This is a genomic window from Streptomyces sp. NPDC033270 (genome assembly GCF_055576575.1).
Window position 1 is genome coordinate 156,950 of the sequence record NZ_JBVIRA010000011.1, and the last position, 26,544, is coordinate 183,493.

19 protein-coding genes are annotated in these 26,544 nt (G+C 72.2%); 9 read left to right on the forward strand and 10 right to left on the reverse strand.

All coding sequences use genetic code 11. The features are described 5' to 3' along the window. Positions 1 to 215: 215 nt before the first annotated feature. The 3 genes from ACZ5XZ_RS17810 to ACZ5XZ_RS17820 all read right to left on the reverse strand — a co-directional run bounded on the left by ACZ5XZ_RS17810 (position 216) and on the right by ACZ5XZ_RS17820 (position 4,211). Positions 216 to 2,438 (reverse strand): hypothetical protein, encoded by a 2,223-nt coding sequence (locus ACZ5XZ_RS17810; RefSeq protein WP_468978895.1) that lies wholly within the window; start codon positions 2,436 to 2,438, stop codon positions 216 to 218. Beyond that, positions 2,435 to 3,376: a hypothetical protein gene (locus tag ACZ5XZ_RS17815; RefSeq protein ID WP_468978897.1), complete on the reverse strand. Its 942-nt coding sequence runs from the start codon at positions 3,374 to 3,376 to the stop codon at positions 2,435 to 2,437. The genes ACZ5XZ_RS17810 and ACZ5XZ_RS17815 overlap by 4 nt, the downstream gene beginning before the upstream one ends. Before the next feature lie 142 nt (positions 3,377 to 3,518). Then, positions 3,519 to 4,211: a Crp/Fnr family transcriptional regulator gene (locus ACZ5XZ_RS17820; RefSeq protein WP_468978899.1), complete on the reverse strand. Its 693-nt coding sequence runs from the start codon at positions 4,209 to 4,211 to the stop codon at positions 3,519 to 3,521. Between the two features lie 365 nt (positions 4,212 to 4,576). Between ACZ5XZ_RS17820 and rsgA the strand changes: the two genes are divergently transcribed. Together rsgA and ACZ5XZ_RS17830 are read left to right on the forward strand one after the other, a co-directional pair. Next, positions 4,577 to 5,704, forward strand: a complete 1,128-nt coding sequence (rsgA, locus tag ACZ5XZ_RS17825; RefSeq protein ID WP_468978900.1) for a ribosome small subunit-dependent GTPase A — start codon at positions 4,577 to 4,579, stop codon at positions 5,702 to 5,704. A 142-nt stretch (positions 5,705 to 5,846) separates the two neighbouring features. After that, the gene (locus ACZ5XZ_RS17830; RefSeq protein ID WP_468979057.1) at positions 5,847 to 7,430 is read left to right on the forward strand and encodes a DNA-3-methyladenine glycosylase 2 family protein; all 1,584 of its coding nucleotides are present in this window, start codon (positions 5,847 to 5,849) and stop codon (positions 7,428 to 7,430) included. Positions 7,431 to 7,471: 41 nt separating this feature from the next. Here the strand turns inward: ACZ5XZ_RS17830 and ACZ5XZ_RS17835 are convergent, their stop codons facing one another. Further along, positions 7,472 to 7,954 carry a DUF456 domain-containing protein gene (locus ACZ5XZ_RS17835; RefSeq protein ID WP_468978902.1) on the reverse strand — a complete coding sequence of 161 codons (483 nt, stop codon included), beginning with the start codon at positions 7,952 to 7,954 and terminating at the stop codon, positions 7,472 to 7,474. 147 nt (positions 7,955 to 8,101) lie between these two features. Here ACZ5XZ_RS17835 and ACZ5XZ_RS17840 point away from each other — a divergent pair, with 147 nt between their 5' ends. Further along, positions 8,102 to 9,241: a protein phosphatase 2C domain-containing protein gene (locus ACZ5XZ_RS17840; protein WP_468978905.1), complete on the forward strand. Its 1,140-nt coding sequence runs from the start codon at positions 8,102 to 8,104 to the stop codon at positions 9,239 to 9,241. Between the two features lie 111 nt (positions 9,242 to 9,352). Beyond that, positions 9,353 to 11,095: a pyruvate dehydrogenase gene (locus ACZ5XZ_RS17845; protein WP_468978908.1), complete on the forward strand. Its 1,743-nt coding sequence runs from the start codon at positions 9,353 to 9,355 to the stop codon at positions 11,093 to 11,095. 14 nt (positions 11,096 to 11,109) lie between these two features. Here ACZ5XZ_RS17845 and ACZ5XZ_RS17850 read toward each other — a convergent pair whose 3' ends face one another. Beyond that, entirely contained in the window at positions 11,110 to 14,277 is a 3,168-nt protein-coding gene (locus ACZ5XZ_RS17850; RefSeq protein WP_468978910.1) for an alpha-mannosidase, read from the reverse strand. Between the two features lie 325 nt (positions 14,278 to 14,602). On the opposite strand from ACZ5XZ_RS17850, the gene ACZ5XZ_RS17855 reads away from it, so the two are divergent. Continuing rightward, entirely contained in the window at positions 14,603 to 14,962 is a 360-nt protein-coding gene (locus ACZ5XZ_RS17855) for an ATP-binding protein (protein ID WP_468978912.1), read from the forward strand. Between the two features lie 40 nt (positions 14,963 to 15,002). Here ACZ5XZ_RS17855 and ACZ5XZ_RS17860 read toward each other — a convergent pair whose 3' ends face one another. Next, complete coding sequence (locus ACZ5XZ_RS17860; protein ID WP_468978915.1) at positions 15,003 to 16,094, reverse strand: DUF2637 domain-containing protein; 1,092 nt, start codon at positions 16,092 to 16,094, stop codon at positions 15,003 to 15,005. A gap of 195 nt (positions 16,095 to 16,289) precedes the next feature. Then, positions 16,290 to 17,129 (reverse strand): (2Fe-2S)-binding protein, encoded by an 840-nt coding sequence (locus ACZ5XZ_RS17865; RefSeq protein ID WP_468978918.1) that lies wholly within the window; start codon positions 17,127 to 17,129, stop codon positions 16,290 to 16,292. 161 nt (positions 17,130 to 17,290) lie between these two features. Here ACZ5XZ_RS17865 and ACZ5XZ_RS17870 point away from each other — a divergent pair, with 161 nt between their 5' ends. Continuing rightward, on the forward strand, positions 17,291 to 17,989 hold the full coding sequence (locus tag ACZ5XZ_RS17870; RefSeq protein ID WP_468978921.1) for a GntR family transcriptional regulator: 699 nt from the start codon (positions 17,291 to 17,293) through the stop codon (positions 17,987 to 17,989). 114 nt (positions 17,990 to 18,103) lie between these two features. Here the strand turns inward: ACZ5XZ_RS17870 and ACZ5XZ_RS17875 are convergent, their stop codons facing one another. The 3 genes from ACZ5XZ_RS17875 to ACZ5XZ_RS17885 all read right to left on the reverse strand — a co-directional run bounded on the left by ACZ5XZ_RS17875 (position 18,104) and on the right by ACZ5XZ_RS17885 (position 22,211). Next, positions 18,104 to 18,979: a hypothetical protein gene (locus tag ACZ5XZ_RS17875; protein WP_468978924.1), complete on the reverse strand. Its 876-nt coding sequence runs from the start codon at positions 18,977 to 18,979 to the stop codon at positions 18,104 to 18,106. Between the two features lie 394 nt (positions 18,980 to 19,373). Further along, positions 19,374 to 20,228, reverse strand: a complete 855-nt coding sequence (locus ACZ5XZ_RS17880; protein WP_468978926.1) for a hypothetical protein — start codon at positions 20,226 to 20,228, stop codon at positions 19,374 to 19,376. Between the two features lie 321 nt (positions 20,229 to 20,549). Next, positions 20,550 to 22,211, reverse strand: a complete 1,662-nt coding sequence (locus ACZ5XZ_RS17885; RefSeq protein ID WP_468978929.1) for a PucR family transcriptional regulator — start codon at positions 22,209 to 22,211, stop codon at positions 20,550 to 20,552. 260 nt (positions 22,212 to 22,471) lie between these two features. Between ACZ5XZ_RS17885 and ACZ5XZ_RS17890 the strand changes: the two genes are divergently transcribed. From ACZ5XZ_RS17890 to ACZ5XZ_RS17900, 3 genes are read left to right on the forward strand one after another with little or no spacing between them, the layout of a single operon-like run. Then, entirely contained in the window at positions 22,472 to 23,359 is an 888-nt protein-coding gene (locus tag ACZ5XZ_RS17890; RefSeq protein WP_468978931.1) for an FAD binding domain-containing protein, read from the forward strand. Beyond that, positions 23,350 to 23,970 (forward strand): (2Fe-2S)-binding protein, encoded by a 621-nt coding sequence (locus ACZ5XZ_RS17895; protein ID WP_468978933.1) that lies wholly within the window; start codon positions 23,350 to 23,352, stop codon positions 23,968 to 23,970. The genes ACZ5XZ_RS17890 and ACZ5XZ_RS17895 overlap by 10 nt, the downstream gene beginning before the upstream one ends. Positions 23,971 to 23,972: 2 nt before the next feature. Further along, positions 23,973 to 26,363: a xanthine dehydrogenase family protein molybdopterin-binding subunit gene (locus ACZ5XZ_RS17900; protein ID WP_468978935.1), complete on the forward strand. Its 2,391-nt coding sequence runs from the start codon at positions 23,973 to 23,975 to the stop codon at positions 26,361 to 26,363. The last annotated feature ends 181 nt before the right edge of the window (positions 26,364 to 26,544 follow it).

Here is a 26,544-nt window from a genome sequence, read left to right on the forward strand (position 1 = left end):
TCTCTTCTCCTTCCTCTCCTTTTTTCCCCCCCCCTCCCCCCCCCCTCCCCCCCCCCCCCCCCCCCCCCCCCCCCCCCCCCCCCCCCACCACCAGGTGGTAGCCGCCGCTCGGGTCCCGCAGCACCAGGGCACGGTCCAGTCGACCCGACCAGCGCTGCTTCAGGATCTCTCGCCAAGGCGCGTGCGCAGCATGGGCATAGACAGGCTTGTTGCTGTCAGTGTTCATCTCTTCCTCCATGCGGGGATGTGGCGCTGGACTGTCGCGACTCGCCCTTCCGCCAGGCGTCCAACGCGTGGCGGGCGATGTGCCGTCCGGCGAGTTCGGGGGTGTCGTCCCGGTCCATTACGACGAAGAGACGCAGGACACCGTGTCGCATCTCCTGCGCGAGTGCGGTGAGCAATGTCTCCACGGCCGTACGCTGCCGCTCGTCCCAGGCGGCCAGGCGGCACCAGCTGATCAGTGCGCTGCACGTGGCATCGAACAGCCCGTCGTCGTTCAGCGCCCGGTGGACGAGGTCGATGAACTTCTCGGTGAACCCTCCTACGGTGAGCAGCTGTTCCTGGAACCATGTGGGCTCCCGTAGCAGATACGGAAAGGCCCAGAGCGACAGCTGCGCTTCGGGTCCCTCACGATCGGACCATGTGGCGAGGTGGCGGAAGACTGTCTGCTGACTGCCTGCTGCGAAGAGTTCGCGCAGAGCACGGCGGACGGCCGTACCGACGGTGTACTCGTTACCCTCAAGTCCCCGGTAGGCACTTTGCAGCAGTCGCAGCGCCAAATCGGGCCGGGAAGCTCCGAAGTCCGTCCCGCAGGCATACGCAACCGTGGAGCGCAGTCGCCAGCTGGCCCTCGTACTCCAATCGCTGAGGTGATGCTTGACCTCGCTCGCCAGGACCGGATCCTGCGCCGCCATGCCCAGTGCGTACGCGGCGGTTGTGCGGCTGGTCACACGATCGGAGTCGGCCAGCTTGCGGATATGCCGGAATGCCCGGCGGCCGCCGCCCCACCCCGCAGCCATGCCCATGGCCCGGCCCACGGGCTCTGCCAACTCGCGGTCGTTCACTGGAAGGTTGTTCATCCAGTCCGTCAGCAGACCGGACAACTGGCCGTACTGCCGCCAGACATGCCGCAGCACGGCCTCCCCCTGCCGGTGCCGGGTGAACCTCACCGGTTCCACCGCGTAGGTGTAGCCGGAGCCCGCCCTCACCTCCTTAGGCGCACACTGCGCCCGCACCATCCGTAGCAGGTCGTCCAGCGACCGCCGGAAGACGAACTGTGGATTGGGCCGCGGACCGCCCTGGCGACGTGATGGACCGTGACTGCTCTCGCGATCGTCGCTCTCCGGCAGCACGGAATCCAGGCGCCCCTCCGCGAGTAGGAGGAGCCGTTCCGCTTCTTCCCTGACAATCCTGTGGTCCAGCCCCTCGAAGACGCAGGTCGCCAGGAGGAAGGCGAGTCCGTCAGGGTCGTCACGGAGCTTCTTGATCAGGTCCGGTGCCTCGCCCTCCGCGAGGAAACTCAGGCGTTCTCGAAGGTCGGCGAAGCCCGGCCCATCGTCCTCTGCTCTGCTCACCGTGGTGACCAGTTCGGCAACCTGCGCCGGGACCAACTCAGAAGTCAGCAACTCGTCCAGCAGGCCCGGCTCCAGCTGGGCCAGCAGCCGGTCACGCTCTGTCGGACTCGGTACGGCAGACTCGAAACGAGAGTGGAAGACGGCGCGGGGCGGCGGGGGCACACACCGCACAGGGGACACATGGAGGTCACGCGACAGGCTGCGCACAAGCTCTGGTTCGTCGGGCAGCACGATCACCATGCGGGCGCCGGAGTCGCTCAACAGGCGGCGCAGGTTGGCGATCACCGCAGGCCCAAGAGGGTGCTTGGGCAGCAGACCGTATACGAGATAGCCGCGGGTTCCGGCGTGGGTCGGGCGCCAAGACGACAGGTCCACATCGCTGTCGAGCGCTCGCAGATTCATGCTGTCGCTGCTACTAGGGCACAACAGGTTCAGTGCCGCCGTTCGGCGTCCGGTACCGGGCTCTCCGACGAGGAACAGGACGCCGGTGCCGAGTTCCGCCAGCGCGCTGGGGAACCAGTCGGGTTCCGCGAATCCCGCCTGGGCGTTCAGGATTTCCAGTGCGGAGATGGGCCCCTCGTGCGCCTCCACGCGCCGCCCGCCAGGGCCGGTCACCCCACCGACGTTCTCCACGTGTTGATTGCCGTGCACGGAACCGGCATTGATGTTCGCGCCCGGGGCGTAGATGGCGTAGCGCCGTGCCGTGGTCACGCGGGTGCCGGTCGGGTCGGCGAATCCGTCTTCGAAGTCCTCGTAGTCGAGGTCGCTCTCTTCCACGGGCGCAGTCGGGCCCTTGGGACCATCTCGGAGGGAGGGCTCACTCTGAGCATTGGCCGCATCGGGCGAGCGCTCCTGGGCGCTCACCGATGGCCTTCGTTCTTGTCGCCCTGGACCGTGTCCCCCTGGTTGCCGTGGACCGTGCCTGCCTTATTGCCGCCGACGTAATCGCCGCCGACGTCGATGTTGCTGACACTCTGACCGCCGTGCACGGTGCCGGTATTCAGGTTCCCCCCGTCAGCCCGGTTCGTCATCGATCGGTATACCGCCGTGCGCCGGGCCGTTCGACGGTCACCGCCGTCATCTTCACGCCGAGCCTCCTGGTCCTCCACCACCCGGTCCCCCAGGATGCGGCGGTCGTAGAGATTGCCTGAGGGGGCTGGCACGTACAACCAGGCCCGCTGATCGAATCGCTTGCCCTCGACGGTCGCTGGCACCTCGATGAAGTGGTCGGGGTGCCGCCCGGTGTATCCGCTCGCCACCGCGTCCTGGTAGCAGCGGTCGGAGAGGATGGCGGCGACTTGGGTGATGTTCTCGTTGGAGGCGGCCAGCATGGCCTTGACCGGGCGGGAGTCGAGCAGCCGGTGGGTGTCGTTGCGCGGTGTTCCGTTGCCGTCGAACTCACCTCCCGAGTCGGGCAGCGGCCCGATATGGAGGCTGACCCGGAGCCGGATACGCACCGCCCCCGTCGAGTGCACGGTGAATTCGGCGAGCACGTCCTGGAGAGTGTGGAGCCATGGATGGATCACGAACGGCATCCACGCCGGATCGAAGCCAAAAACGTACCCGTCGCCCGTGGACGCGGGGAACCTCTGATCCTTCCAGACGTCCGCGATTCCAGCGCGCTCGAACGCCCGCTGGAGCAGTTGCGGGATGGCCTGGCTGATCGCTCCATGCTCGATGGCGGGATAGCCGGTGAAGTCCTTGGCGTCGACGGCCACGATCCCTCGGTAGGGCGGAAGGCGGCGGCTCCGGGTGTGGGGCATGACACTGGCTTCGGGCAGAGGCTGGCGGAACTGCGACATCAGGACTCCTTGGCTTTCCCCTACGGACTGTGTGCATCCGAGCTTCGCGGGGATGCGTATCGAGGTGTGCCCACTCAGTGCGGAAAGACAGTGACGGGCATCACAGGAGGTGCGTGGTCCCCGTTGACCAGACGTTGTGGCCTCAGTTGTGGAGACCCGCGGCCGCCTGCCGCAGAGCGGGCAGATCATCGATGAAGATGCGCTTGCGCCCTGTATGAACGTGGAGGGGCTCGAGTTCGGAGAGGCACGCGGTGACCGTGTTGCGCGACACTCGCAGGTGCTGGGCGAGTTCGCCCCGAGTCACGGCAAGCTCCAGACGCCGCCCCCGCGGGATGGCGGAATGCCCGGAGATATCAGCCAGGTTCACCAAGGACGCCGTCAGGCGCGTGAGGACGTCACCACCACCGCGATCGCGGTCCGACTCCCTCAGCCTGCCAAGGGCGTAACGCACCAGCACGGGAAACAGGTCACGGTCAGTGGCGAGCCGCAGGAATTGCGTCTTGCTCAGGACGGCGACCGAGCAGTGCGAGATCGCCTGGACGCTTGCCGAACGCACCTCGTCGTCCAACACCGCCACTTCACCAAGCAGTTCGCCGGGACCGCGAAACGCTAGCAGGGTGAGATCTCCGCTCCGCTCTCGCCGGATCACCTTGGCGACCCCACTACGCAGCGCGAGCACATGAGTGCCGGGCTCACCCTGCCGTAGCAATGTGCCACCGGCGGGATGCCGACGCTCGAATGACTGCTCCAGCATGTCTGTCCAGACTGCGTCACCCACGAGGCGACGCAGCGTCCGAGCTAACGGATCCGGCGCTCCGCCTACGCGATCGTTCATGCGATGACCTTAGAAGAGGGCGACTCCATCTGCCCAGCATGCGGCCGGGATGAGGCCGACGAAGGAAGGCTGTGCAAGGGGCGTGGGGAAAAGGGTTGGCGCCGCTGCCGGCCGCTGCTCTAGGCTCGGAGACGTTCTTGACGGCGGCCCGAAGCTGCCGTTGTTCGGCCGTTGAGGAATCCCGGAGGTGAGTACTGATGACTGTCATTGCGGTGGGCGCTGCCCGCATTCAGAAGACCATCACTCTCATCCCCGCGGTCTCCGGCTGACTTCACGTCACCTCACTGCATTTTCCGTGCGTTGCGCGCTGTGCGTGGTGTGCTGTGCACGGAGCCGGGGCCGCTTCCTCTCGAAGGGTCATCCCGTTGTTCGAGTTCAACCTTTCCGCTGCGCACCCGCTGACCGGCTACGGCTGGGACGAGGGGTTCGCGGAGAGCTTCACCCCCTTCGCCGGGCAGGGGTTCGTGCCCGGCCGGATCGTCCGCGTGGACCGCGGGCGGGTGGACGCCGTCGTGGCCGAGGGGGCCGGCGTCCGTACCGTGCTCGCCGACACCGCGCTGGTGGCGACCAGTGATCCCCTGCGGGTGCCGTGCACCGGCGACTGGGCCGTCATCGACCTGGAGAACGGCCGGGTGGGCGACCATGTCGACGGTGTGGTGCGGGCGTTGCTGCCGCGGCGTACGTCGTTTGTGCGGTCTGCCTCGTCCAAGCGTTCCGACGGGCAGATCCTGGCCGCGAACGTCGATCACGCGGTGATCGCGGTGTCGCTGGCCGATGCGCTGGATCTCGGGCGTATCGAACGGTTCGTCTCACTGGCCTGGGAGAGCGGTGCCGAGCCGCTCGTGGCGCTGACCAAGGCGGATCTGGCCGGGGAGCCGGACGGACTGGCGCACCTCGTGGCGGATGCCGAGTCGGTGGCGCCCGGTGTGCAGGTGCTGGCGGTCAGTTCGGCGACAGGGGAGGGGCTGGACGTGCTGTCCGCCGTGCTCTCCGGGGGGACGTCCGTGCTGCTGGGGCAGTCCGGCGCGGGCAAGTCCACGCTGGCCAACGGCCTGGTCGGCGAGGACGTGCAGGTCGTCCAGGCGATCCGCGACCGGGACGGCAAGGGGCGGCACACCACGACCACCCGGGATCTGCATGCGCTGCCCGGCGGCGGGGTGCTGATCGATACGCCCGGTCTGCGCGGCGTCGGGATGTGGGACGCGCAAGGTGGGCTCGCCCGGACCTTCGCGGACGTCGAGGAGCTGGCCCAGGAGTGCCGCTTCCAGGACTGCGCCCATCAGGCCGAGCCCGGCTGCGCCGTACAAGAGGCGGTGGAGCACGGGGAGTTGCCCGTCCGGCGGCTGGAGAGTTACCGGAAGCTGCTGCGCGAGAACCAGCGCATCGTGGCGAAGACGGACGCCCGGCTGCGCGCCGAGATCCGGCGGGACTGGAAGCAGAAGCAGGCGCTGGGGCGGCACATGGGCGAGCGGAAGCGGGGAGCGCGGAGGTGAGGTGAGGTGAGGTGAGCGGCCTCCCGCTGTCGCCTTCGGGGGGCCGGCCGGTGGGGCCGGTCGGTGGGGCCGGCCGCCCCCCGAACGCCATGTCCGATTCCCGCCAGTCATGGCGCCCGGCGCGGCGGACACTGGGGGTGTGATGGACGATGAGGCCAGGTACGAAGCGGTGTCCAGTCGGGACGGGCGGTTCGACGGGGAGTTCTTCTTCGCGGTGGTGACGACCGGTATCTACTGCCGGCCGAGTTGCCCGGCGGTCACGCCCAAACGGGTGAACGTGCGGTTCCTCCCGTCGGCCGCCGCCGCGCAGGCGGCGGGGTTCCGGGCCTGCCGCAGGTGCCGGCCGGACGCCGTGCCCGGTTCGGCGGAGTGGAACGTGCGGGCCGATCTGGTGGGCCGGGCCATGCGGTTCATCGGGGACGGCGTGGTCGACCGGGAGGGCGTCGGAGGGCTTGCCCGGCGGCTGGGCTACAGCCCGCGTCAGGTGCAGCGGCAGCTGACGGCCGAGCTCGGCGCCGGACCGGTGGCGCTGGCCCGGGCCCGCCGGGCGTACACCGCGCGGGTGCTGCTGCAGACCACCCGGCTGCCGGTCACCGAGCTGGCGTTCGCGGCCGGATTCGCCAGCATCCGCCAGTTCAACGACACGATGCGGGAGATCTACGCGGGGACGCCGAGCGAGCTGCGGGCCGCGGTCGGGCGCGGGCGCGGCAGCGGCGGGGCAGGTGCCGGGGCAGGCGCCGGGGTCGGAGCAGAGCCCGGGAGCCCGGCGGCGCTCGGCGGCATTCCGCTGCGACTCGCCCACCGCGGGCCGTACGCGGCGGCCGAGGTCTTCGACTTCCTGCAGGTACGGGCGGTACCGGGGGTCGAGGAGATCCGCGGCGGCCGCGGCTCGCGCACGTACCGCCGCACGCTGCGGCTCGACTACGGCAGCGCGATCGCCGAGGTCGACGAGCCCGCCGGGCCGCGCGGGCGGCGCCGGCCGCCGGCCGGCCTGGTGTGCCCGGCCGCGCGGGGGACGGACGGGGGGTGGCTGGAGTGCCGGCTGCGGCTGACCGACCTGCGGGACCTGCCGACGGCCGTCCAGCGGATGCGCCGGCTGTTCGACCTGGACGCCGATCCGTACGCCGTCGCCGAGCGGCTCGGCCCCGATCCGCTGCTCGGGCCGCTGGTGACCGCGCGCCCGGGGCTGCGTGCGCCCGGTGCCGCGGACCCCGAGGAGCTGGCCGTACGGATCGTGCTCGGCGGTCCGCCGACGCGCGCCGCCGCTCTGGTGCGGGCGTACGGAAAGCCGCTGGACGCCGCGGACGGCGGCCTGACCCACCTCTTCCCGACGCCCGCGGAGCTGACGGGCGGGGAGGTCGCGGAGCCGGTGCGGACACTGTGCGCGGCGCTCGCCGACGGGGTGGTCGTGCTGGACGCGGGCGCCGACCGGGACGCGGCCGAGCGGACACTGGCCGCACTGCCCGCGGTCGGCCCGCGCGCGGCCGCGTACATCAGGATGCGGGCCCTGGGGGACCCGGACGTGGGGACCGGGGCGGCGCGGGAGCGGATGGGTGCGGAGGCGGCCGCGGCGTGGCGGCCCTGGGGGGCGTACGCCCTGCACCATCTGTGGAGCGCCGAGCTGCTCCCGGTGGGTGAGCTGCCCGGGGGCGGAGCACCAGGGGGCGCGCAGCCGGACGCGGTGCCCGAGCCGGCCGGGTACGCCGCCGCCGTCCGGGCCGGGTGACCCCTCGCCACCGGTCGTGCAGTGGCCTCGGCGGCCGTCCCTCAGCCCGTGACCACCGCCCCGGTCCACGCCCCGACCACCAGCAGACAGGCGAACAACTCGATCAGTACGCTCAGCCCGATGGCGCGCATGGCCGTACGCGTCGAGGCCCAGGCGTCGCCGTGGCCGCCGAGCCGGACCCGTTCCAGCAGGTAGAGGCCGCCGATCGCGCCCAGCGGACCGCCGATGACCGGGACCACGAAGAAGCCCACGATGCCGGCGGTGCCGGCCAGGAACAGCGTGCGGTACGGCGCGCCCGCGGCCCGCAGATCGCGGGCCGGCAGCAGCCATTTCACCGCCTGGTTGAGGAGCAGGAGGACGGTGGCGCCGAACAGCACCGTCCAGGCCGCGGTGGTCGTCTCGGTCAGCGCCCACCACAGCACACCGGCCCACACGATCAGCGGCCCCGGGATGCCGGGTACCAGCACACCGAACAGTCCGAGCAGCATGACCGCCCCCACCGCGACCAGCTGCCAGGCACTCATGCGCCGACCGCACCCCCCGTGACGTGCCGTACGTGGCGCTCTTCCATGGCCCAAGCCTGCCGGATGCGGCCCCGAAGCGCTTGCCGGGGGTGCGCACGCCGATGCGCGCCCTGTTTCGGCGACCACCGCCCAGGAACAATACGGCCCATGAATCAGCAGGGGGCACGACGCGGCCAAGAGGACGACTGGTGGCGGCAGTTGTACGGAGAGGGAGGCGGGGAGGGCGCGGCCGGCGAGGCCCCGGGGCGCGGCGCCGTGGGCGACGCGGGTCCGGCCGACGCCTCGGACACCCTCGACGACCGGGTGGAGTCGGCGCTGCGGGCGGTCGGGGCACCGGGGCGGGCGGTCCCGCCCGCGCGGTCCGAACCGCCCGCGAGGACGCTCCCGCCGCCGCCCGAACCCTCCGCGCCGATCCCGCTCCGGGCCACCGGCCCGGGATCGCGCCCACCCGCCCCCACTTGGGGCGTGCCGTCGTCGCCCGCCGCCGAGCCGGTCGCGCTGCCCGCGGCCGACCCCGGCGCGCTCGACGAACTGGTGCCCGACACGGTGCTGGACGGCGCCCGATACGGCTCGCTGACCCTGCGTGCCGCCTCGCAGCGCGGCGCCTCCGCCCGCTACCGCGGTGAGGCACGCCGCGACGCGCTGCTCACCGCCCGCTTCGGCACCGGCCGGCACACCCTGATCCTGGTGGCCGTCGCCACCGGTTCGCCGGCCGTCGAAGGCGCCCACCGTGCCGCACACGACGCCTGCGCCTGGATCGGCGGCGCGGTCGGTCGCAGTTGCACCCGACTGGCCCAGGACATCCGTACGGACCATCGCGGCGCTCTCGTCTCCGGCCTGCAGCGGCTCACCGACCGTACCTACGGCAAGCTGCGCGCCCGGGCGTTGGACCTGGGCTCCGCGCCGGAGAACTACACGGCGGCCCTGCGGTGCCTCCTGCTGCCCGCCGACCCGGAGTGCCGTACCCGGGTGTTCTTCGGCGCCGGCGCGGGCGGACTGTTCCGGCTGCGCGACGGCGCCTGGCAGGACCTGGAGCCGGCCGCGACCGACCGGCCGGATCCCTTCCGCTTCCGGGCGGAGTTCGGCCGTCCGGGGGACACCCTGCTGCTGTGCAGCGCCGGCCTGGCGGAACCCCTCCAGCAGGAGCCCGACCTCGCCGCCCGCCTGGCGGCCCAGTGGTCCGCCCCCGAGCCCCCGGGCCTGGTCCCCTTCCTCACCACCACCGCACAACTGCGCGCCAGGGGCCATACGAAGGACCGGACGGCGGTCGGGGTCTGGGAGTCGTAGGGCCCTCGGCACGGACCCTCCCGGAGGCGCATCCGGGCCCCGCGTGGGTTCATGGGAGGGACCCGGGAGCCGAGCCCCGACCCCGCACCCCGCCGAAGGAGCGAGCGCGACATGGCGAAGCAGACCGTGGCCGAGCAGTTCGTGGACATCCTGTCGCGGGCGGGGGTGCGGCGGCTCTACGGGGTCGTCGGCGACAGCCTGAACCCGGTGGTGGACGCCGTCCGCCGACACTCCGCGATCGACTGGATCCAGGTCCGGCACGAGGAGGTCGCGGCGTTCGCCGCCGGCGCGGAGGCGCAGCTCACCGGCACGCTCGCGGCCTGCGCGGGTTCCTGCGGCCCGGGCAATCTCCACCTGATCAACGGCCTCTTCGACGCGCACCGCTCCATGGCCCCGGTCCTCGCCCTGGCCTCGCACATCCCCTCCAGCGAGATCGGCACGAGCTTCTTCCAGGAGACCCACCCCGACCGGCTGTTCACCGAGTGCAGCCACTACAGCGAACTGATCTCCAACCCCCAGCAGATGCCGCGGGTGCTGCAGACCGCGATCCAGCACGCCATCGGGCAAAGCGGCGTCGCGGTGGTCTCCCTCCCCGGCGACATCGCCGCCGAGCAGGCCCCCGAGCGCGCCATCGAGCACGCCCTGGTCACCGCGCGCCCCTCGGTACGTCCCGGAGACGCCGAGATCGACAGGCTGGCCCGCCTGATCGACGAGGCGGGCAAGGTCACGCTGTTCTGCGGCAGCGGCACGGCGGGGGCGCACTCCGAGGTGATGGAGTTCGCCGAGCGGGTGAAGTCCCCGGTCGGGCACGCGCTGCGCGGCAAGGAATGGATCCAGTACGACAACCCCTACGACGTCGGCATGAGCGGGCTGCTGGGCTACGGCGCGGCCTACGAGGCCACCCACGGATGCGATCTGCTGCTCCTGCTCGGCACGGACTTCCCGTACAACGCCTTCCTGCCCGACGACGTCAAGATCGTCCAGGTCGATGTCCGGCCCGAACACCTGGGCCGCCGCTCCCAGCTCGACCTCGCCGTGTGGGGCGATGTCCGCGAGACGCTGCGGTGTCTGGTCCCCAAGGTCCGGCTGAAGACCGACCGCACGTTCCTGGACCGGATGCTGAAGAAGCACGCGGACGCGCTGGAGGGCGTGGTCAAGGCCTACACCCGCAAGGTGGACAAGCGCACCCCGATCCACCCCGAGTTCGTCGCCGCCGTCCTGGACGAGGAGGCCGCCGACGACGCGGTCTTCACCGTCGACACGGGCATGTGCAACGTCTGGGCGGCCCGCTACCTCACCCCCAACGGGCGCCGCCGGGTGATCGGCTCGTTCAGCCACGGCTCGATGGCCAACGCCCTGCCGCAGGCGATCGGCGCCCAGTTCCTCGACCGCGGGCGGCAGGTCGTCTCGATGTCCGGCGACGGCGGATTCGCCATGCTGATGGGCGACTTCCTCACCCTGGTCCAGTACGACCTGCCGGTGAAGGTGGTGCTGTTCAACAACTCCGCACTGGCCATGGTGGAGTTGGAGATGCTGGTCTCCGGCCTGCCGTCGTACGGCACGACCAACCGCAACCCCGACTTCGCGGCCATCGCCCGCGCGGCCGGCGCGCACGGCGTGCGGGTGGAGAAGCCCAAGCAGCTGCGCGGTGCGCTGCGCGAGGCCTTCGCGCACAAGGGGCCGGCGCTGGTCGACGTCGTCACCGATCCGCACGCGCTGTCCATCCCCCCGAAGATCAGCGCGGAGATGGTGTCCGGCTTCGCGCTGTCGGCCGGGAAGATGGTGCTGGACGGCGGGGTCGGCCGGATGCTGCAGATGGCCCGTTCCAACCTGCGCAACATCCCCCGGATGTAGGGCGTTTCCCCAGGTCAGTCGTGGGTCGGCGGGTGGGGGCGGAGCCGTAGCGTCAGGATCTGGAAGGGGCGCAGGGCGAGCGTCACATCCGAGGTCGGTCCCTCCTCCTCGTCGTGCAGGGGGCGCTCCAACAGGTCGGTCACGGTGACGCGTGCGAGCGGGAAGCCGGGGGAGAGCGTGCCGGTGGCGCGGCCGCCGCGGGACTCGTACAGCCGCACCACGACATCCCCGCTGCGGTCCTCGGCGAGCTTGACCGACTCGACGGTGATCGCCGGGTGGTCGACGCGGATCAGCGGCGGGACGGGCGGTGCGGTGGTGGCGGTGCGGAGCGGCAGGTTGAGGGCCAGGCCCTCGGCGACCGCCTCGCCGGGCCCGGCGCCCGGCAGCAGCGCGTAGGCGAAGCGATGGTGGCCCTGGTCGGTCTCGGGGTCGGGGCTGCGCGGTGCGCGCAGCAGGGTCAGCCGGACGGTGGTGCCCAGGCCGTCCGGGTGCGGGGTGCGGGTGACGTCGTGGCCGTATGTCGAGTCGTTGAGCAGGGCGATGCCGTAGCCGGGCTCGGCGACGGACAGCCAGCGGTGGGCGCAGATCTCGAAGCGGGCGGCGTCCCAGCTGGTGTTGGTGTGGGTGGGGCGGTGGACATGCCCGAACTGGATCTCGGCGGTGGACCGTTCGGCGTGCACGTCGAGGGGGAACGCGGCCTTGAGGACCTTCTCCGACTCGTGCCAGTCGATGTCGGTGCGGATGTCCAGACGGCGCGAGCCGGCCCGCAGGGTCAGGTCCTGGACGATGCGGGACGCGCCGAACGCCCTGGTCACCCGGACCGTGGCGGACAGCGGCCCGCACGGCTGCAGCTCGACGGACTCGGCGTCGGTCAGATCGGTGTGCCGGTTGCGGTAGTGCCGGTCCAGGTCCCAGGCGTCGTACTGGTTGGGGTGGTCGGGGTGCAGCTGCAGCAGATTGCCGCGCGTGCCGGGCGTCAGGATCTCCCGCCCGGCGTGCAGATCGCGTACGGAGACCAGCAGGCCGTCGGTGTCGACGCGGACGCGGAGGAAGCCGTTGTCGAGGGTGAGGGTGCCGTGGGTGTCGGTGCTCGTCCGTACGGGAGGGGGCGGCGGGGCGGGGGAGTCGGGGCCGGGCGGGCGCAGGGCAGCGGATCCGAGCGCGGGTACGTGCACCGCGACGGCGGTGGGCCCGCCCGGCTCCGGGCCCGCTGCCCGGGCCGGCAGTTCGACGATCTCGTCCCGGTCGTAGGGCGAGGCGTTGAACACCGTCGGCGGCCAGGTCGCCTCCTCGGGCCCGCCCAGCGCCCCGATCGCGGCCTCGGTGATCGCGGTCAGCTCCGCCTCGACCGCCGCGTAGGTCTCGCGGGCCTCGCGGTGCACCCAGGCGATGGACGAGCCCGGCAGGATGTCGTGGAACTGGTGCAGCAGAACGGTCTTCCAGAGGCGGTCGAGGGCGTCGTACGGGTACGGGTGGCCCGCGCGCACCGCCGCCGTCGCCGCCCACAACTCGGCCTCCCGCAGCAGGTGTTCGCACCGCCGGTTGCCCTGCTTGGTCTTCGCCTGGGAGGTGTACGTACCGCGGTGGAACTCCAGATACAGCTCGCCCGACCAGACCGGTGCTGCCGCCCCGTACTCCTCGTGGGCGGACGCGAAGAACCGGGCCGGCGCCTCGATCTCGACGCGGGGCGAGCCCTCCAGGGAGCGCAGCCGGCGGGCCCGCTCCAGCATCTCGCGGGTCGGGCCGCCGCCGCCGTCGCCCCAGCCGAAGGGGACCAGGGACCGGGTGGCGCGGCCCTTGTCGGCGAAGTTCCGTTCGGCGTGGGCGAGTTCACGGGCGTGGAACTGGGCGTTGTAGGTGTCGACCGGCGGGAAGTGGGTGAAGACGCGGGTGCCGTCGATGCCCTCCCACCAGAAGGTGTGGTGCGGCATCCGGTCGGTCTGGTTCCACGACAGCTTCTGGGTGAGGAACCACTTCGCGCCGGCCAGCCGGGCCAGCTGGGGGAAGGCGGCGGTGTAGCCGAAGGAGTCCGGCAGCCAGATCTCCTCGGTCTCCACCCCCAGCTCCTCCAGGAAGAAGCGTTTGCCGTGGACGAGCTGCCGGGCCAGCGCCTCGCCGCCGGGCATGTTGGCGTCGGACTCCACCCACATCGAACCGACCGGCACCCAGTTGCCGGCGCGGACGGCCGCTTTGATGCGTTCCCAGATGTGCGGCTGGTGGTCCCGAACCCAGGCGTACTGCTGCGCCTGGGAGCAGGAGAACCGCAACTCCGGGTACTCATCGGCGAGTTGGGTGACATTGGCGAAGGTGCGGGATGCCTTGCGCACGGTCTCGCGCAGCGGCCAGAGCCAGGCGGAGTCGATGTGGGCGTGCCCGGTGGCCGACACCCGGTGGGCGCTGGCGGCGGCCGGCCGGCTCAGTACGTCGCCGAGCGCGGCCCGGCCCGCGGCCGCGGTGCCGCCGACATCGTGCAGATCCAGCGCGTCCAGCATGTCCTCCAGGGCCCGCAGGATCTCGTGCCGGCGCGGTCGGTCGGGGGGCAGCTCGTGCATCAGCTCCGACAGCACCTCGATGTCGAGCAGCAGATGCCAGACGCCTTCGTCGAGTACCGCGAGATCGGCCGAGGCGAAGCGGTACAGCGGGCGGTCGGGGGCGGTGCGCACGTCGCCGAGGTCGGTGGGGCGAAAGTCGCGCAGCACCGCCGGGTTCGCGGCGGCCTCCAGCAGCAGCCGCACCTCCTCGCCGCCGCGGGCCGGGGAGCCGACGGGGACATGGCGGTTGCGCGGATGGATGCCCTTGAGGGGCACCCCCTCGGAGTCGTACACCAGGCCCTCCGCCTGGAAGCCCGGCCCGTCGCCGCTGAAGCCGGGGTCGATGACGGCCTCCACCCGGCGCCCCGCCCAGTCGTCCGGCACCTCGCCCGCCAGCCGGAACCAGCTCGTCGACCACGGCGGTCCCCACGCTTCGCCGACCGCGAACGGCTCGTACCCGGCCCGCAACGCCTCCTCCACCGGCACAGTTCCCCAAGCTCTCGAATCCGCTCGAGCAGGGGAGACCCCAACTCCCGGCGCGTGCCATACGGCGAGCCGCAGCGGCAGCCGCGCGGCGTACTGCGCGGGCCGGATGAACTGCCCCAGCGCCCGCTCCAGGCGCCCCTCCACCAGCAGGCGGTCGTCGTGCACAGCGGCTCCTCACGCTCGTCGTGGACGCATCCGGGCCCGGCCGGACCGACGGCAGGCTCAGCTCAGGCATACCCACCGGAACCCGGCCCGCCGCACCCGGCGCCCGGGTACCGCGAGCGGGCGCGAGGGCGGAAGCATGGCGACTGATCCGATGGGCATGCTGACCGTGAGGCTGTTCGAGACCGGGCGCCGATGTTCGTTGGGGGCGGGGGAGAGAATGCGTCAGCCTGTGCGGCGCGAGGAACGGGACAGACAGCAGGGGACGACCGAGGGGGGCCGGAACGGGGGAGTCGCCGCGCGAGCGCCGGGTGTGTTGGAGCGCAAGGTGCGGCATGCGGACCTGCGCGCGGTCGGCGAGGTGCGCCGGGAGTTGCGGCAGTTATTGAGCCGCTGGGCCGGCGGTGGCGAGCTCACGGAGGTGGCGACGCTGCTCACCAGCGAATTGGTCACCAATGCCCTGGTGCACGCGGAGGGCGGAGCGGTCGTCACGGCCCGGATCGGCGACCGGCTGCGGGTGGAGGTGCGGGACTGTGCGTCCGGGCGCCCCGAGGTACGCGCCGCGACGGCGGACGGTACGTCCGGCCGGGGGCTGATGCTGGTGCGCTCCTTGGCGGACGCCTGGGGGATACGCACCGAGGGGCTGGGCAAGTGCGTGTGGTTCGAGCTGGGCGGCGGACCGGCCTGACCCGAATGCGGGGGTGTCGGTCGGCGCGGTCCGCCACCGGTCAGCCGAACTGCCGTTCGATCTCGGCGAGTTTCTCCTCGAGGGAGTCCAGGCGGGGCAGCGTCTGGGTGTCGTCCTCGGCGGTGAGGTCCACGGCTCGCGGGCCGGCCGAGCCGTCGACGCCATCGGCGTCAGCGCCCGATACCGCCTTGAGGGCCGGGCGGGAGCGCACGGGCAGTTCTACGGTGGGAAGTGACGGCGAGTCACCGGCTATGGCGGAGTCCGGGCCGGCGACCTCCGCGGGGGCCGCCGACGCGGACGTCACTGCCAGTTGGCGGCCGCCGCCCCGGCCGATGCTCCAGGAGCGGTGCCGGTGCTGCCGGTTGATGGCCTTGATGCGGGCCCGGTCGATCTTGCCCTGCTCGCGTCTGCGCAGCCGGCTGAGGTGCTTCTCGCGTCGGTCCTCACGGACCTCCTCGACCGCCTCGTCCAGCGACCGCACGCCTTCCAGCAGCATCAGCGACCAGGCCGCGAAGGTCTCGCGGGGCGCGCGCAGCCAGCGTACGACCCGGATCTGCGGCAGCGGACGGGGCACCAGGCCCTGCTCGCGCAGCGCGGCTCGCCGGGTCTGTTTGAGCGCCCGGTCGAAGAGGACCGCGGCGGACAGCGACATGCCGGCGAAGAACTGCGGGGCGCCCGCGTGGTCCAGGCCGCGCGGCGCGTGCACCCAGTTGAACCAGGCCGCGGCGCCCGCGAACGTCCACACCAACAGGCGCGAGCCGAGCGCGGCGTCGCCGTGACTGGCCTCCCGTACGGCCAGGACGGAGCAGAACATCGCCGCACCGTCGAGCCCGAAGGGCACCAGATACTCCCAGCCCCCGGAGAGGCTGAGGTTTTGCACACCGAAGCCGACCAGCCCGTGGAAGGACAGCGCGGCGGCGACCGCGGCACAGCAGAACAGCAGCAGATAGGAGGCGGAGGCGAAGACGGCCTCCTTGCGGCGGCGGCGCTCCTCGCTGCGCTCCCAGGAGTCGTCGCCGGCCTGGGCGGCGGCGCGCCTGCCGCGTACCACCAGGGCCGCGGCGGCCATGACGGCGCCGAGCGCCAGCGCGCCGGGAACCATCCAGTCCAGCGATATGTCCGTGTTTCTCATGTGGGGATCCCTTGCCTCGGGGTAGGCGATTTCGCGCGACATCCTGGCGGAGTCGGCCCCTCGTACAGGGGGTTTCGGAGCAAGAGAACGCCAAGGAGGTCCAGGGACCGGCGGATCGTGTGTGTCTCGTCGAACTCCCTTGTGGGAGTGGCGAGTCGAGTTCGAATTCGGTGCCCCGAAAGGGGGGTGTGGGGGTCAGCTGGTTGCCGTGAGGCGCGTGATGCGATCCGCGTCGCAGGTACGCGGACAGGTGACGCAGGTGTCCTCGGGGCGCAGTGTGTAGAACATGCAGCAGCTGGCGCGGTCACGGGTCGGCAGCGCCTCGCCGTTCGGGCCGGTCAGCGTGCGGAACCCGGCGGCGCCCACGTACGGGGCGGTGGCGCCCGGCAGCAGCAGCTCCAGTTCGGCCACCGCCCGCGACTCCTCGCCCAGCAGGTGCCCCAGGTACCAGAGCCCCTCGACGATCTCGTCGGACGCCATGCCCCACAGCGCCCGCGGCCCGCGCCCCATCCGGGAGCGGAAACCCTCCAGTACGGGTTCGAGGTGCCCGGCCACCGCGGCCCGCACCTGCGCGCGCAGCGCTTCCTCGTCCGCGACGACCCGGGCACCGGGCAGCGCCGCCGCGGGATCGTCCGGAAGGCACCCGAAGGAGCCGATGCGCACCGCCATCCGGCCCAGCTCGCGCTGGAAGGAGACGTCCTGTACGGGGAGCACCGGGACCCGGCGGTGCAGGAACCAGGGGACGGTGATCAGCAGGCACGCCGGCCAGGCGTAGCGGTGCAGCGCGAAGCTGGCGATCACGTCGTTCCGGGCGCGCTGTCCGTAGTCCCGCTGGATCTGGGCGTCGTCCCAGGCGAGGAAGGTGTCGAGGACCTCACCGCCGGCCGCGAGCCCGGCCGCGCTCACCCAGCCGTCGCCGGTGGGCGGGGCGGACTCCCAGGCGGTCACCTGCAGACCGGGGAAGACCTCGAAGAGCCGGGCGTAGGCAGCGGCGACGGGGTGGGCGGCGAGCGGGGCGGCGAGGGCTGAAGTCATGCGGGAGACCACCGAATCGCGATCGTTAGCAGGTAAGCCTTACCTTATCCGAAGACTTTACCCGCGCCCGCGGAAAGCCAGTCCTGCCCGCCCGGACGGCGCCCGGATTTGAACTGCGGCCGAGGCCGCCTATGGTGCTGGGAACGTCAGGAGGGACCGTCATGGAGCAGGGCACAGCGGAACAGCAGCCGCGCGCACGGGCCTGGGTGCCCGCGCAGCCCGGCCCCGCCGCGCCCCGGCGGCACTCCGTCCGCGGCCAGGTGCTGGCCGCGCTGCGCCAGGCGCTGGCCGGCGGGGAGCTGAACCCCGGCGAGGTCTACTCCGCGCCCGCTCTCGCCGAGCGCTACGGCGTCTCCGCGACCCCGGTCCGCGAGGCGATGCAGCAGCTGGCCGGCGAGGGCGCCGTCGAGGTGGTGCCCAACCGCGGCTTCCGGGTCGCCGAGCGCAGCGCCCGCGACCTCGCCGAGCTGGCCGAGGTCCGCGCCATGCTGGAGGTGCCCGCGATCGTCCGGCTGGCCCGGGCGCTGCCCCCGGAGCGCTGGGAGGAGCTGCGCCCGCTCGCCGCCGCGGGTGTCGCGGCCGCCGCCCGCGGGGACCGGGCGGGCTACGCCGAGGCCGACCACTCCTTCCACCACGCGGTGATCTCGCTCACCGGAAACCGCCGGCTCACCGAGGTCACCGGTGATCTGCTGCGGCGCACCCACTGGGCGGGGCCCGGCGGGCTGCGGCGGCGCACGGCCGAGCTGCTGGCCGACGCCTCCGAGCACACGGCGCTGCTCGACGCCCTGATCGCGCAGGAGTACGCGGTGGCTGAACGGATCGCCCGCGAGCACGTCTCGGCGGCGCGCCACCCGCACTGAAGCAGCCCGCAGGCCACCCGCACCGCAGCCGGCGGCCCGCCCCGGCGCCACAGCACGCAGACCACCCGCACGGCGTGACGCGTACGGGTGGCCACGAGGCCCGGCGGCCGCGGCTCAGCGCGGCAGCAGCTCCGCCAGAGGGGTCGCCGCCACTTCGGCGGCGGGCCGGGACAGGTACAGGTCGGCGTGGTAGTAGCCGTCGGATTCCTTGCCCGCGATGGACAGACCGCGCCCGGCGAGCGCCTCGAACGCCGCCCGGCGCTCCTCGCCGTCCGCGAACCGCCGCTGGCGGAACGTGCGCGTGGTGAGTTTCTCCGTCACCAGACCGGCGCGGGCCAGCAGCGCGGAGACCGGCCGGTAGGACACCTCGCGCAGGACGAACGCGGCGACCCAGGGCGGCGAGCTCATGCAGTCGAAGAGCCGCCCGAAGGTGCGGGCGGTGATGTATCCGACGCCGCCGGTGACGGTGATCAGATCGGTGCCGGCCAGGGTACGCCGCAGTGCCGCGCTCGGCTCGTCGACTTCGAGGTTCTCTGCGAAGCCGTGGTCGAGCAGGCCGACCGCCTTGGCGTAGTCGACCGCGTTCTCGGCCGCGTCGAGGCCGGTCACCCGCACCGCTTCGGCGCGCCGCCGAGTGGCGAAGAACGTGCGGTCCGCTTCGATGAGTTGGCGGGTCGTCGGGACGTCGGGGCGGTACCTCGTGTAGCGGCCGTAGAGGTCGGCGAGGGACAGCCGGTGGTTGAGCAGGGCCGCGTTGACCCCGTATGAGCAGCACAGGTCGACCACGTTGAGTGGGGGGCGGTCGCTGCGGTGCCGCTGCAGGATCTCGGTCACGGCGCGGAACACCGCCTGGCCGTGGTGCGGAATCTGGTAGTCCAGGGGTTGCAGTGTGGTGAAGTACCGACGGGGATCAGGGCAGTTGTAGATCGCCTCGAAATCCGCCTTGCCCCAGTCGGTTCCGGCGGTCGTCTTGGTCACTCCTGCGGTCATGGATCGCCTCCATACAGAATCTGTGAAGGGGGAGGTCCCGCTGGTCCCGGACCAGCATCCAGTGCCCACCGTCGCGTCACAGTGCGACTTGCGGCCATTCTCGGGGCCTGTGGGGCGTAATGGGGCGGCACTGCCCTCGGGCCTCCGCTCATCGTCCCACCTCCCGGTTCGCTCGGCGCGTCGAACCCGGGGCGGCGGGGGGACCGTCGTGCCCCGGCCGATCCGCCGTGGGGACCGTCGGTTTCCGGCCATTCGACGCAGGACGTGGCATGGCCGACGGCGGGGGGTTGACGACGCGCAGCTGGCGGCGTCATGCGACCAGCGCACGAACGCGGCCAACCACTCCCGGAGCGGGAGTGGTTGGCCGCGTGGGTGAGCGACCGCCGGCGGCGCGTCAGGTCGCGGCCGCAGCCGTGGACAGATGGTCGGCGAGCCAGGTGGGGACGCCGCCCATGAGGCGGAAGAGCCGGGCGGCCTCGGCGCGCAACCGGACCGCGTCGCCCTCCGGCGCCGCGTCGGCCAGCGCGGCCAGGGCCGGTGCCGTGCCGACGAGGAAGCCCAGCTCCTCGCGGATCCGCAGCGACTCGGCGAAGCCGTGCCGGGCCTCCGTCAGCTCGCCGTCACGCAGCGCGAGTCCCGCCAGGTGGCGCCAGGTGAAGGAGAGCAGCAGCGCGTCGCCCTGCGCGGTGGCGCCGGCGTGTGCGCGGCGGTAGGCGGCGCGGGCCGCGTCCGGGCTGTCGGCGACGTGCTCGGCCATCAGCCCGCGGCGGAAGTCCAGCAGCGGCCGGCCGGCCGCGGTGGGGGCGAGCAGCGCGGCGGCCCGGCCTAGCGCCGAACGTGCCTCGTCGGCCCGGTCCCGTACGCCCAGGACCGTGGCGGCGTACGCGAGGTGGCCGCGCTCGCAGGCCGCGCCGCCCCGCTCGTCGTCGTCACCGGCCAGTGCCTCGGCGGTGCGCAGCGCGTCCTCGGCCTCGGCCCAGCCGGTGGCCGTGAACATGCAGCGCTCCACCAGGAGCGCGGCGCGGCGCAGTGCGGAGGGGGCGTGCCGGACGGAGTGCGGTTCCAGGAGCGCGGCCGCGTCGCACCAGCAGCCGCGGGAGCGCAGCCGCCAAACGGCGCGGTCGAGGGGGTCGTCCCCCTCGACCGTTCTGGCTGCCGGTACTTCCGGTGCGGGTGCCGGTCCCGGTACCACCGTCGGCACCGAATCCGCAGAACTGACCGGATCCGTGGATTCCGCGAATCCTGGCATGGCGGTATCCGCCACGTTGCCCTCCCCGAGCGCGCCATTGAGCTGGAAATTGGAAGCCGTGCGCGCATCTCAGCACGAATTCCGCAGTGGGGCCAAGGGGGTGGGTGAATGTTTTCACAATCACTCATGGGGTGGTCGAGGCCGCCCGCGCAGCGCTGATCGGCCGTGCCGCGCCGTGCCGCGTCGGGTGCCCCCGTACGCGCCGTTGACGCGATGCCGCCCGATCGGATGAACGCGAAGGGCGGATCTCCGCCGTCCGGCGACGGGATCCGCCTCGCTCTTCCGTCGGGGGGACGCCCGGGGCGATGTCCTGTGGGGTGCTCAGCTCATCCGCAGCGCGAGGAAGAAGTCGAGCTTGTCCTCCAGCCGGGACAGATCGCGGCCGGTGAGCTGCTCGATCCGGCCCACCCGGTAGCGGAGCGTGTTGACGTGCAGGTGGAGACGGGTGGCGCAGCGGGTCCAGGAGCCGTCGCAGTCCAAGAACGCCTCCAGCGTGGGGATCAGCTCGGCGCGGTGCCGGCGGTCGTAATCGCGCAGCGGGTCCAGGAGGCGGGCGGTGAAGGCCCGGCGGACGTCGTCCGGCACGAACGGCAGCAGCAGGACGTGCGAGGCCAGCTCCTCGTGCCCGGCGGCGCAGACCCGGCCCGGACGGGCGGCGGCGACCCGGCGGGCGTGCCGGGCCTCCTCCAGGGCGCCGCGCAGCCCCTCCGCCGAGTGCACCGAGGCGCTCACCCCGACCGTCAGTCGCCCGTCGTCCGCCAGACCGCGGCCCAGCGGCTCCTGAACGGCACGGAGCAGCTCCTCGGCGTGCAGACCGGCCGCCGAGGAGTCCCCGGACTCGTCCGGGACGGGCAGCGGCACCAGCGCCACCGCCTCGTCGCCGGTGTGCGCCACGGCGATCCGGTCGGAGGGCTCGGGACCGAAGGTGCCCGGGTCGACCAGCATCTCCTCCAGCAGCGTCTGCGCCACCGGCCCGCCGGGGACGTCGCCGCCCTCCCACTCGACCCGGGCCACCACGATCTGCCAGTGCGGGGCGGTACCCAGACCGGGCAGCAGCACCGGGGCCGCGACCCGCAGCCGGGCCGCGATCTCGGCGGGCGGCGCGCCGGTCTGGACCAGCTCCAGCACCTCCTGGGCGAGCCGCCGGCGGACCGTACGGGCGGCGTCGCGCCGGTCGCGTTCCACGGCGATCAGCTGGGTGACGCCGTGCAGCAGGTCCAGCCGCTCCGCCGGCCAGTCCCCGGCGTCCGCCTCGACGGCCAGCAGCCAGTCGCTCAGCAGCGTCTGGCGCAGGTCACGGCCCTCGTAGCGGATCGGGAAGAGCGAGTAGGTGGCGCCGCCGAGGGTGATCCGGTGGGGGCCGCGGCGGCCGGTGCGGGCGGCGGCCAGATGCTCACCGGCGAGCCGGGCGGCCAGCTCACCGGACAGCTCGGGCCCGGAGTCCGCCAGTGTGGAGCCGGCGATCTGCCGCCCCGTGGGGGAGAGCACCCAGGCCCGCAGGTCCAGGTCGGAGCCCAGCAGGTCCAGCACCACCTCCGGGCCGCCGCCGGCGGGGCCCGACGTCATCAGGCGGCGGTGGCGGTCCACCACGGCGGCCAGGTCGCCGGCCCGCTCGCTGGAGACCTGGCGTACGACGTGCTCGGTGATCGAGGCGAACGAGACCGCCTCCTCGACCGAGAACAGCGGCAGCCGGTGCCGGGCGCAGGCCTGTACGAGGTCGTCCGGGATCGCGCCCAGCTCGGCCTCGCCGGCCGCGAGCCCGGCGACGTTGGCCGCGGCCAGGATGCGGACGAACCGTTCGGAGTCCTCCGGCTCGCGGCGCCAGGCCAGGCCGGTCAGCACCAGCTCCCCGCCGGAGAGGTAGCGACTGGGGTCGCGCAGGTCCGTGGTCATCACGCCGCGGACAGTGCGATCCAGTTCGTCCTCGCCGCCGAGCAGCCGAAGGCCGAGAATGTGGGTGTCCAGGAGTGCGCGGAGCCGCATGACCTCGCCCGCCGTTCTTTGCTGTCTGGTGTTGCCGGTGGAATGCCGCGAGGTTTCAGAGCCTCGTCTTTCGTTCGAATCTACAAGACGGGTGGCTTGGCCAGCCAACCGCTTCATGGTTTCGGTGACTGCACCGGGTGGGGCCGCTGAGCGTTCACTAAGCCCAACGGCGTTAACAAGACATGAACAGCTTGACGGAGATCAGGGCCGGCGCCCGCTCCCCGAGCAACGAATGACCGATTTCGCAGAAGAGGCCAACCATGGACTTCCTTCGCCCCGCCAGCTGGGAGGAGGCGCTCGCCGCTAAGGCCGAGCACCCCACCGCTGTGCCCATCGCGGGCGGTACGGACGTGATGGTCGAGATCAATTTCGACCACCGCCGCCCCGAGTACCTGCTCGACCTGAACCGCATCGGTGATCTGAGCGAGTGGGAGGTCGGAGAGAAGACCGTACGCCTGGGCGCCTCCGTTCCCTACACCCAGATCATGGAGAACCTGCGGGCCGAGCTGCCGGGCCTGGCCCTGGCGTCGCACACGGTCGCCTCCCCGCAGATCCGCAACCGCGGCGGCGTCGGCGGCAACCTCGGCACCGCCTCCCCGGCCGGCGACGCGCACCCCGCGCTGCTCGCCTCCGGCTGCGAGGTCGAGGTCGAGTCCGTGCGCGGCCGTCGCATGATCCCCATCGACGACTTCTACCTCGGCGTCAAGCGCAACGCGCTGGAGCCCGACGAGCTGATCCGCGCGGTGCATCTGCCCAAGGCCGACGGACCGCAGCAGTTCTCCAAGGTCGGCACCCGCAACGCCATGGTCATCGCGGTCTGCGCGTTCGGTATCGCGCTGCACCCCGAGACCCGTACGGTGCGCACCGGCATCGGCTCGGCCGCGCCCACCCCCGTACGGGCCCGCGAGGCGGAGGACTTCCTCGCCGCGGCGCTGGAGGAGGGCGGCTTCTGGGAGTCCGGCGCCCCCATCCCGCCGTCCGTCGCCAAGCAGTTCGCGCAGCTCGCCTCCGGCGCCTGCAACCCGATCGACGATGTGCGTGGCAGCGCCAAGTACCGCCGGCACGCCGTCGGCATCATGGCGCGCCGCACCCTCGGCTGGACCTGGGAGTCCTTCCGCGGAAACGAGAGGAGCGCACAGTGCGCGTGACATTCACCGTCAACGGCCGTCAGCAGGAGGCCGACGACGTCTGGGAAGGCGAGAGCCTGCTGTACGTCCTCCGCGAGCGGATGGGCCTGCCGGGTTCGAAGAACGCCTGTGAGCAGGGCGAGTGCGGTTCTTGTACGGTTCGCCTGGACGGCGTGCCGGTGTGTTCCTGCCTCGTCGCCGCGGGCCAGGTCGAGGGTCGCGAGGTGGTGACCGTCGAGGGTCTGGCGGACTTCGCCAAGCAGCGTGCGGAGCACGGGGGCTGCGGCACCGGCGCGTGCGGCACCACACTCCAGGACGCCCAGCAGTGGTCGGCGCACGGGTCCGACAGCGGGCTCCGTCCGCGGGCAACCGACTCCCAGACCGGCGAGGGCGGCGAACTCTCCCCGATCCAGCAGGCGTTCATCGACGCCGGCGCCGTCCAGTGCGGCTTCTGCACCCCCGGCCTGCTCGTCGCGGCCGACGAGATGCTGGAGCGCAACCCGCAGCCGACCGACGCGGACATCCGCGAGGCGCTGTCCGGCAACCTCTGCCGCTGCACCGGTTACGAGAAGATCCTGGACGCCGTCCGTCTCGCGGCCGCGCGCCAGGACCGTCAGGAAGAGGCGGTCTGATCATGGGATCCACCCGTACGACCGGAGCCCCCACCAAGATCACCCAGGGCTCCCAGACCAAGGGCGGCATCGGCGAGTCGACGCTGCGCCCCGACGGCACCCTGAAGGTCACCGGCGAGTTCGCGTACTCCTCGGACATGTGGCACGAGGACATGCTGTGGGGCTTCACGCTCCGCTCCACCGTCGCGCACGCCGAGATCGTCTCCATCGACACCTCCGAGGCGCTGGCCCAGTCCGGCGTCTACGCGGTGCTGACGTACGACGACCTGCCGACCTCGATCAAGAACTACGGCCTGGAGATCCAGGACACCCCGGTGCTCGCGCACGGCAAGGTCCGCCACCACGGTGAGCCGGTGGCCCTGGTCGCGGCCGACCACCCGGAGACGGCGCGGCGCGCGGCCGCCAAGATCAAGATCGAGTACAAGGAGCTGCCCGTCGTCACCGACGAGGCCTCCGCGACCGCCGACGGCGCGCCGCTGCTCCACGAGGGCCGCGACGACCACCACGCCGGGCACGTCCCGCACCCCAACATCGTCCACCGCCAGCCGATCGTCCGCGGCGACGCCGACGAGGCCGCCAAGAAGGCCGATGTCATCGTCTCCGGCGAGTACGTCTTCGGCATGCAGGACCAGGCCTTCCTCGGCCCGGAGTCCGGCCTCGCGGTGCCCGCCGAGGACGGCGGGGTGGACCTCTACATCGCCACCCAGTGGCTGCACTCCGACCTGCGCCAGATCGCCCCGGTCCTCGGCCTGCCCGAGGACAAGGTACGGATGACGCTCTCCGGCGTCGGCGGCGCCTTCGGCGGCCGCGAGGACCTGTCGATGCAGATCCACGCCTGCCTGCTCGCGCTGCGCACGAACAAGCCGGTCAAGATCGTCTACAACCGCTTCGAGTCCTTCTTCGGGCACGTCCACCGGCACCCGGCGAAGCTCTGGTACGAGCACGGCGCCACCAAGGACGGCAAGCTCACGCACATGAAGTGCCGGATCGTGCTGGACGGCGGGGCCTACGCCTCCGCGTCCCCGGCCGTGGTCGGCAACGCCGCCTCGCTGTCGGTGGGTCCGTACGTGATCGACGACGTGGAGATCGAGGCCGTCGCCCTCTACACCAACAACCCGCCCTGCGGCGCGATGCGCGGCTTCGGCGCGGTCCAGGCGTGCTTCGCCTACGAGGCGCAGATGGACAAGCTGGCCGCCAAGCTGGGCATCGACCCGGTCGAGCTGCGCCAGCGCAACGCCATGGAGCAGGGCACGATCATGCCGACCGGGCAGCCGGTCGACTCGCCGGCGCCGGTCGCCGAGATCCTGCGCCGCATCAAGGCCCGCCCGCTGCCGCCCGAGCGCCAGTGGGAGTCCAGCGAGGGCGCCGACGTCCGTCAGCTGCCCGGCGGCCTGTCCAACACCACCCACGGCGAGGGCGTCGTACGCGGCGTCGGCTACGCGGTCGGCATCAAGAACGTCGGCTTCTCCGAGGGCTTCGACGACTACTCCACCGCCAAGGTGCGCATGGAGGTCATCGGCGGCGAGCCGGTCGCCACGGTGCACACCGCGATGGCGGAGGTCGGCCAGGGCGGCGTCACCGTCCACGCGCAGATCGCCCGCACGGAGCTGGGCGTCACGCAGGTGACCATCCACCCCGCCGACACCCAGGTGGGCAGCGCCGGTTCGACGTCCGCGTCGCGGCAGACCTACGTCACCGGCGGCGCCGTCAAGCACTCCTGCGAGCTGGTCCGCGAGAAGGTCCTGGAGATCGGCCGCCGCAAGATGGGCACCTACCACCCGGCGTGGGCCACCGCCGAGCTCCTCCTGGAGGGCGGCAAGGTCGTCACCGACGGCGGCGAGGTCCTCGCCGACCTGGTGGACGTGCTCGAAGGCGAGACCGTCGAGATCGAGGCCGAGTGGCGCCACCGGCCCACCGAGGCCTTCGACCTGGTCACCGGCCAGGGCAACGGCCACGTCCAGTACTCCTTCGCGGCCCACCGCGCGGTCGTGGAGGTGGACACCGAGCTGGGCCTGGTCAAGGTCATCGAGCTCGCCGTGGCCCAGGACGTCGGCAAGGCGCTCAACCCGCTGTCCGTCGTCGGCCAGATCCAGGGTGGTACCACCCAGGGCCTGGGCGTGGCGGTCATGGAGGAGATCATCGTCGACCCCAAGACCGCGAAGGTGCGCAACCCCTCCTTCACGGACTACCTCATCCCCACGATCCTCGACACCCCGACCATCCCGGTCGATGTGCTCGAACTCGCCGACGAGCACGCCCCCTACGGGCTGCGCGGCATCGGCGAGGCCCCGACCCTGTCGTCCACTCCGGCCGTCCTCGCGGCGATCCGGAACGCGACGGGGCTGGAGCTCAACAAGACGCCGGTGCGTCCCGAACACCTCACCGGCACATAAGGAGCCGTCCGGGGGGCCATCCCCCCGTACCCCGGCCTCCGGGCGGTGTGCGTCAGGGGTGTCCCTGTCCGTCCTCCTCCGTGTACCGCCCGGAGCCCCACCCCGCACCACGCAGTCGCTGCTGTCCCCCACACAGCCAGCACCCCGTTCGTCTCGGGCCGTCCCCCGGGTCGTGCAGCCG

Excerpts from the sequence above, each read along its gene's own strand:
- ACZ5XZ_RS17880 (WP_468978926.1), bottom strand. The coding sequence starts at position 20,228 with ATGCCAGGATTCGCGGAATCCACGGATCCGGTCAGTTCTGCGGATTCG.
- ACZ5XZ_RS17835 (WP_468978902.1), bottom strand. The coding sequence starts at position 7,954 with ATGAGTGCCTGGCAGCTGGTCGCGGTGGGGGCGGTCATGCTGCTCGGA.
- ACZ5XZ_RS17875 (WP_468978924.1), bottom strand. The coding sequence starts at position 18,979 with ATGACCGCAGGAGTGACCAAGACGACCGCCGGAACCGACTGGGGCAAG.
- ACZ5XZ_RS17865 (WP_468978918.1), bottom strand. The coding sequence starts at position 17,129 with ATGACTTCAGCCCTCGCCGCCCCGCTCGCCGCCCACCCCGTCGCCGCT.
- ACZ5XZ_RS17820 (WP_468978899.1), bottom strand. The coding sequence starts at position 4,211 with ATGAACGATCGCGTAGGCGGAGCGCCGGATCCGTTAGCTCGGACGCTG.
- ACZ5XZ_RS17870 (WP_468978921.1), top strand. The coding sequence starts at position 17,291 with ATGGAGCAGGGCACAGCGGAACAGCAGCCGCGCGCACGGGCCTGGGTG.
- ACZ5XZ_RS17830 (WP_468979057.1), top strand. The coding sequence starts at position 5,847 with ATGGACGATGAGGCCAGGTACGAAGCGGTGTCCAGTCGGGACGGGCGG.
- ACZ5XZ_RS17845 (WP_468978908.1), top strand. The coding sequence starts at position 9,353 with ATGGCGAAGCAGACCGTGGCCGAGCAGTTCGTGGACATCCTGTCGCGG.
- ACZ5XZ_RS17815 (WP_468978897.1), bottom strand. The coding sequence starts at position 3,376 with ATGTCGCAGTTCCGCCAGCCTCTGCCCGAAGCCAGTGTCATGCCCCAC.
- ACZ5XZ_RS17840 (WP_468978905.1), top strand. The coding sequence starts at position 8,102 with ATGAATCAGCAGGGGGCACGACGCGGCCAAGAGGACGACTGGTGGCGG.
- ACZ5XZ_RS17900 (WP_468978935.1), top strand. The coding sequence starts at position 23,973 with ATGGGATCCACCCGTACGACCGGAGCCCCCACCAAGATCACCCAGGGC.
- ACZ5XZ_RS17860 (WP_468978915.1), bottom strand. The coding sequence starts at position 16,094 with ATGAGAAACACGGACATATCGCTGGACTGGATGGTTCCCGGCGCGCTG.
- ACZ5XZ_RS17890 (WP_468978931.1), top strand. The coding sequence starts at position 22,472 with ATGGACTTCCTTCGCCCCGCCAGCTGGGAGGAGGCGCTCGCCGCTAAG.
- ACZ5XZ_RS17885 (WP_468978929.1), bottom strand. The coding sequence starts at position 22,211 with ATGCGGCTCCGCGCACTCCTGGACACCCACATTCTCGGCCTTCGGCTG.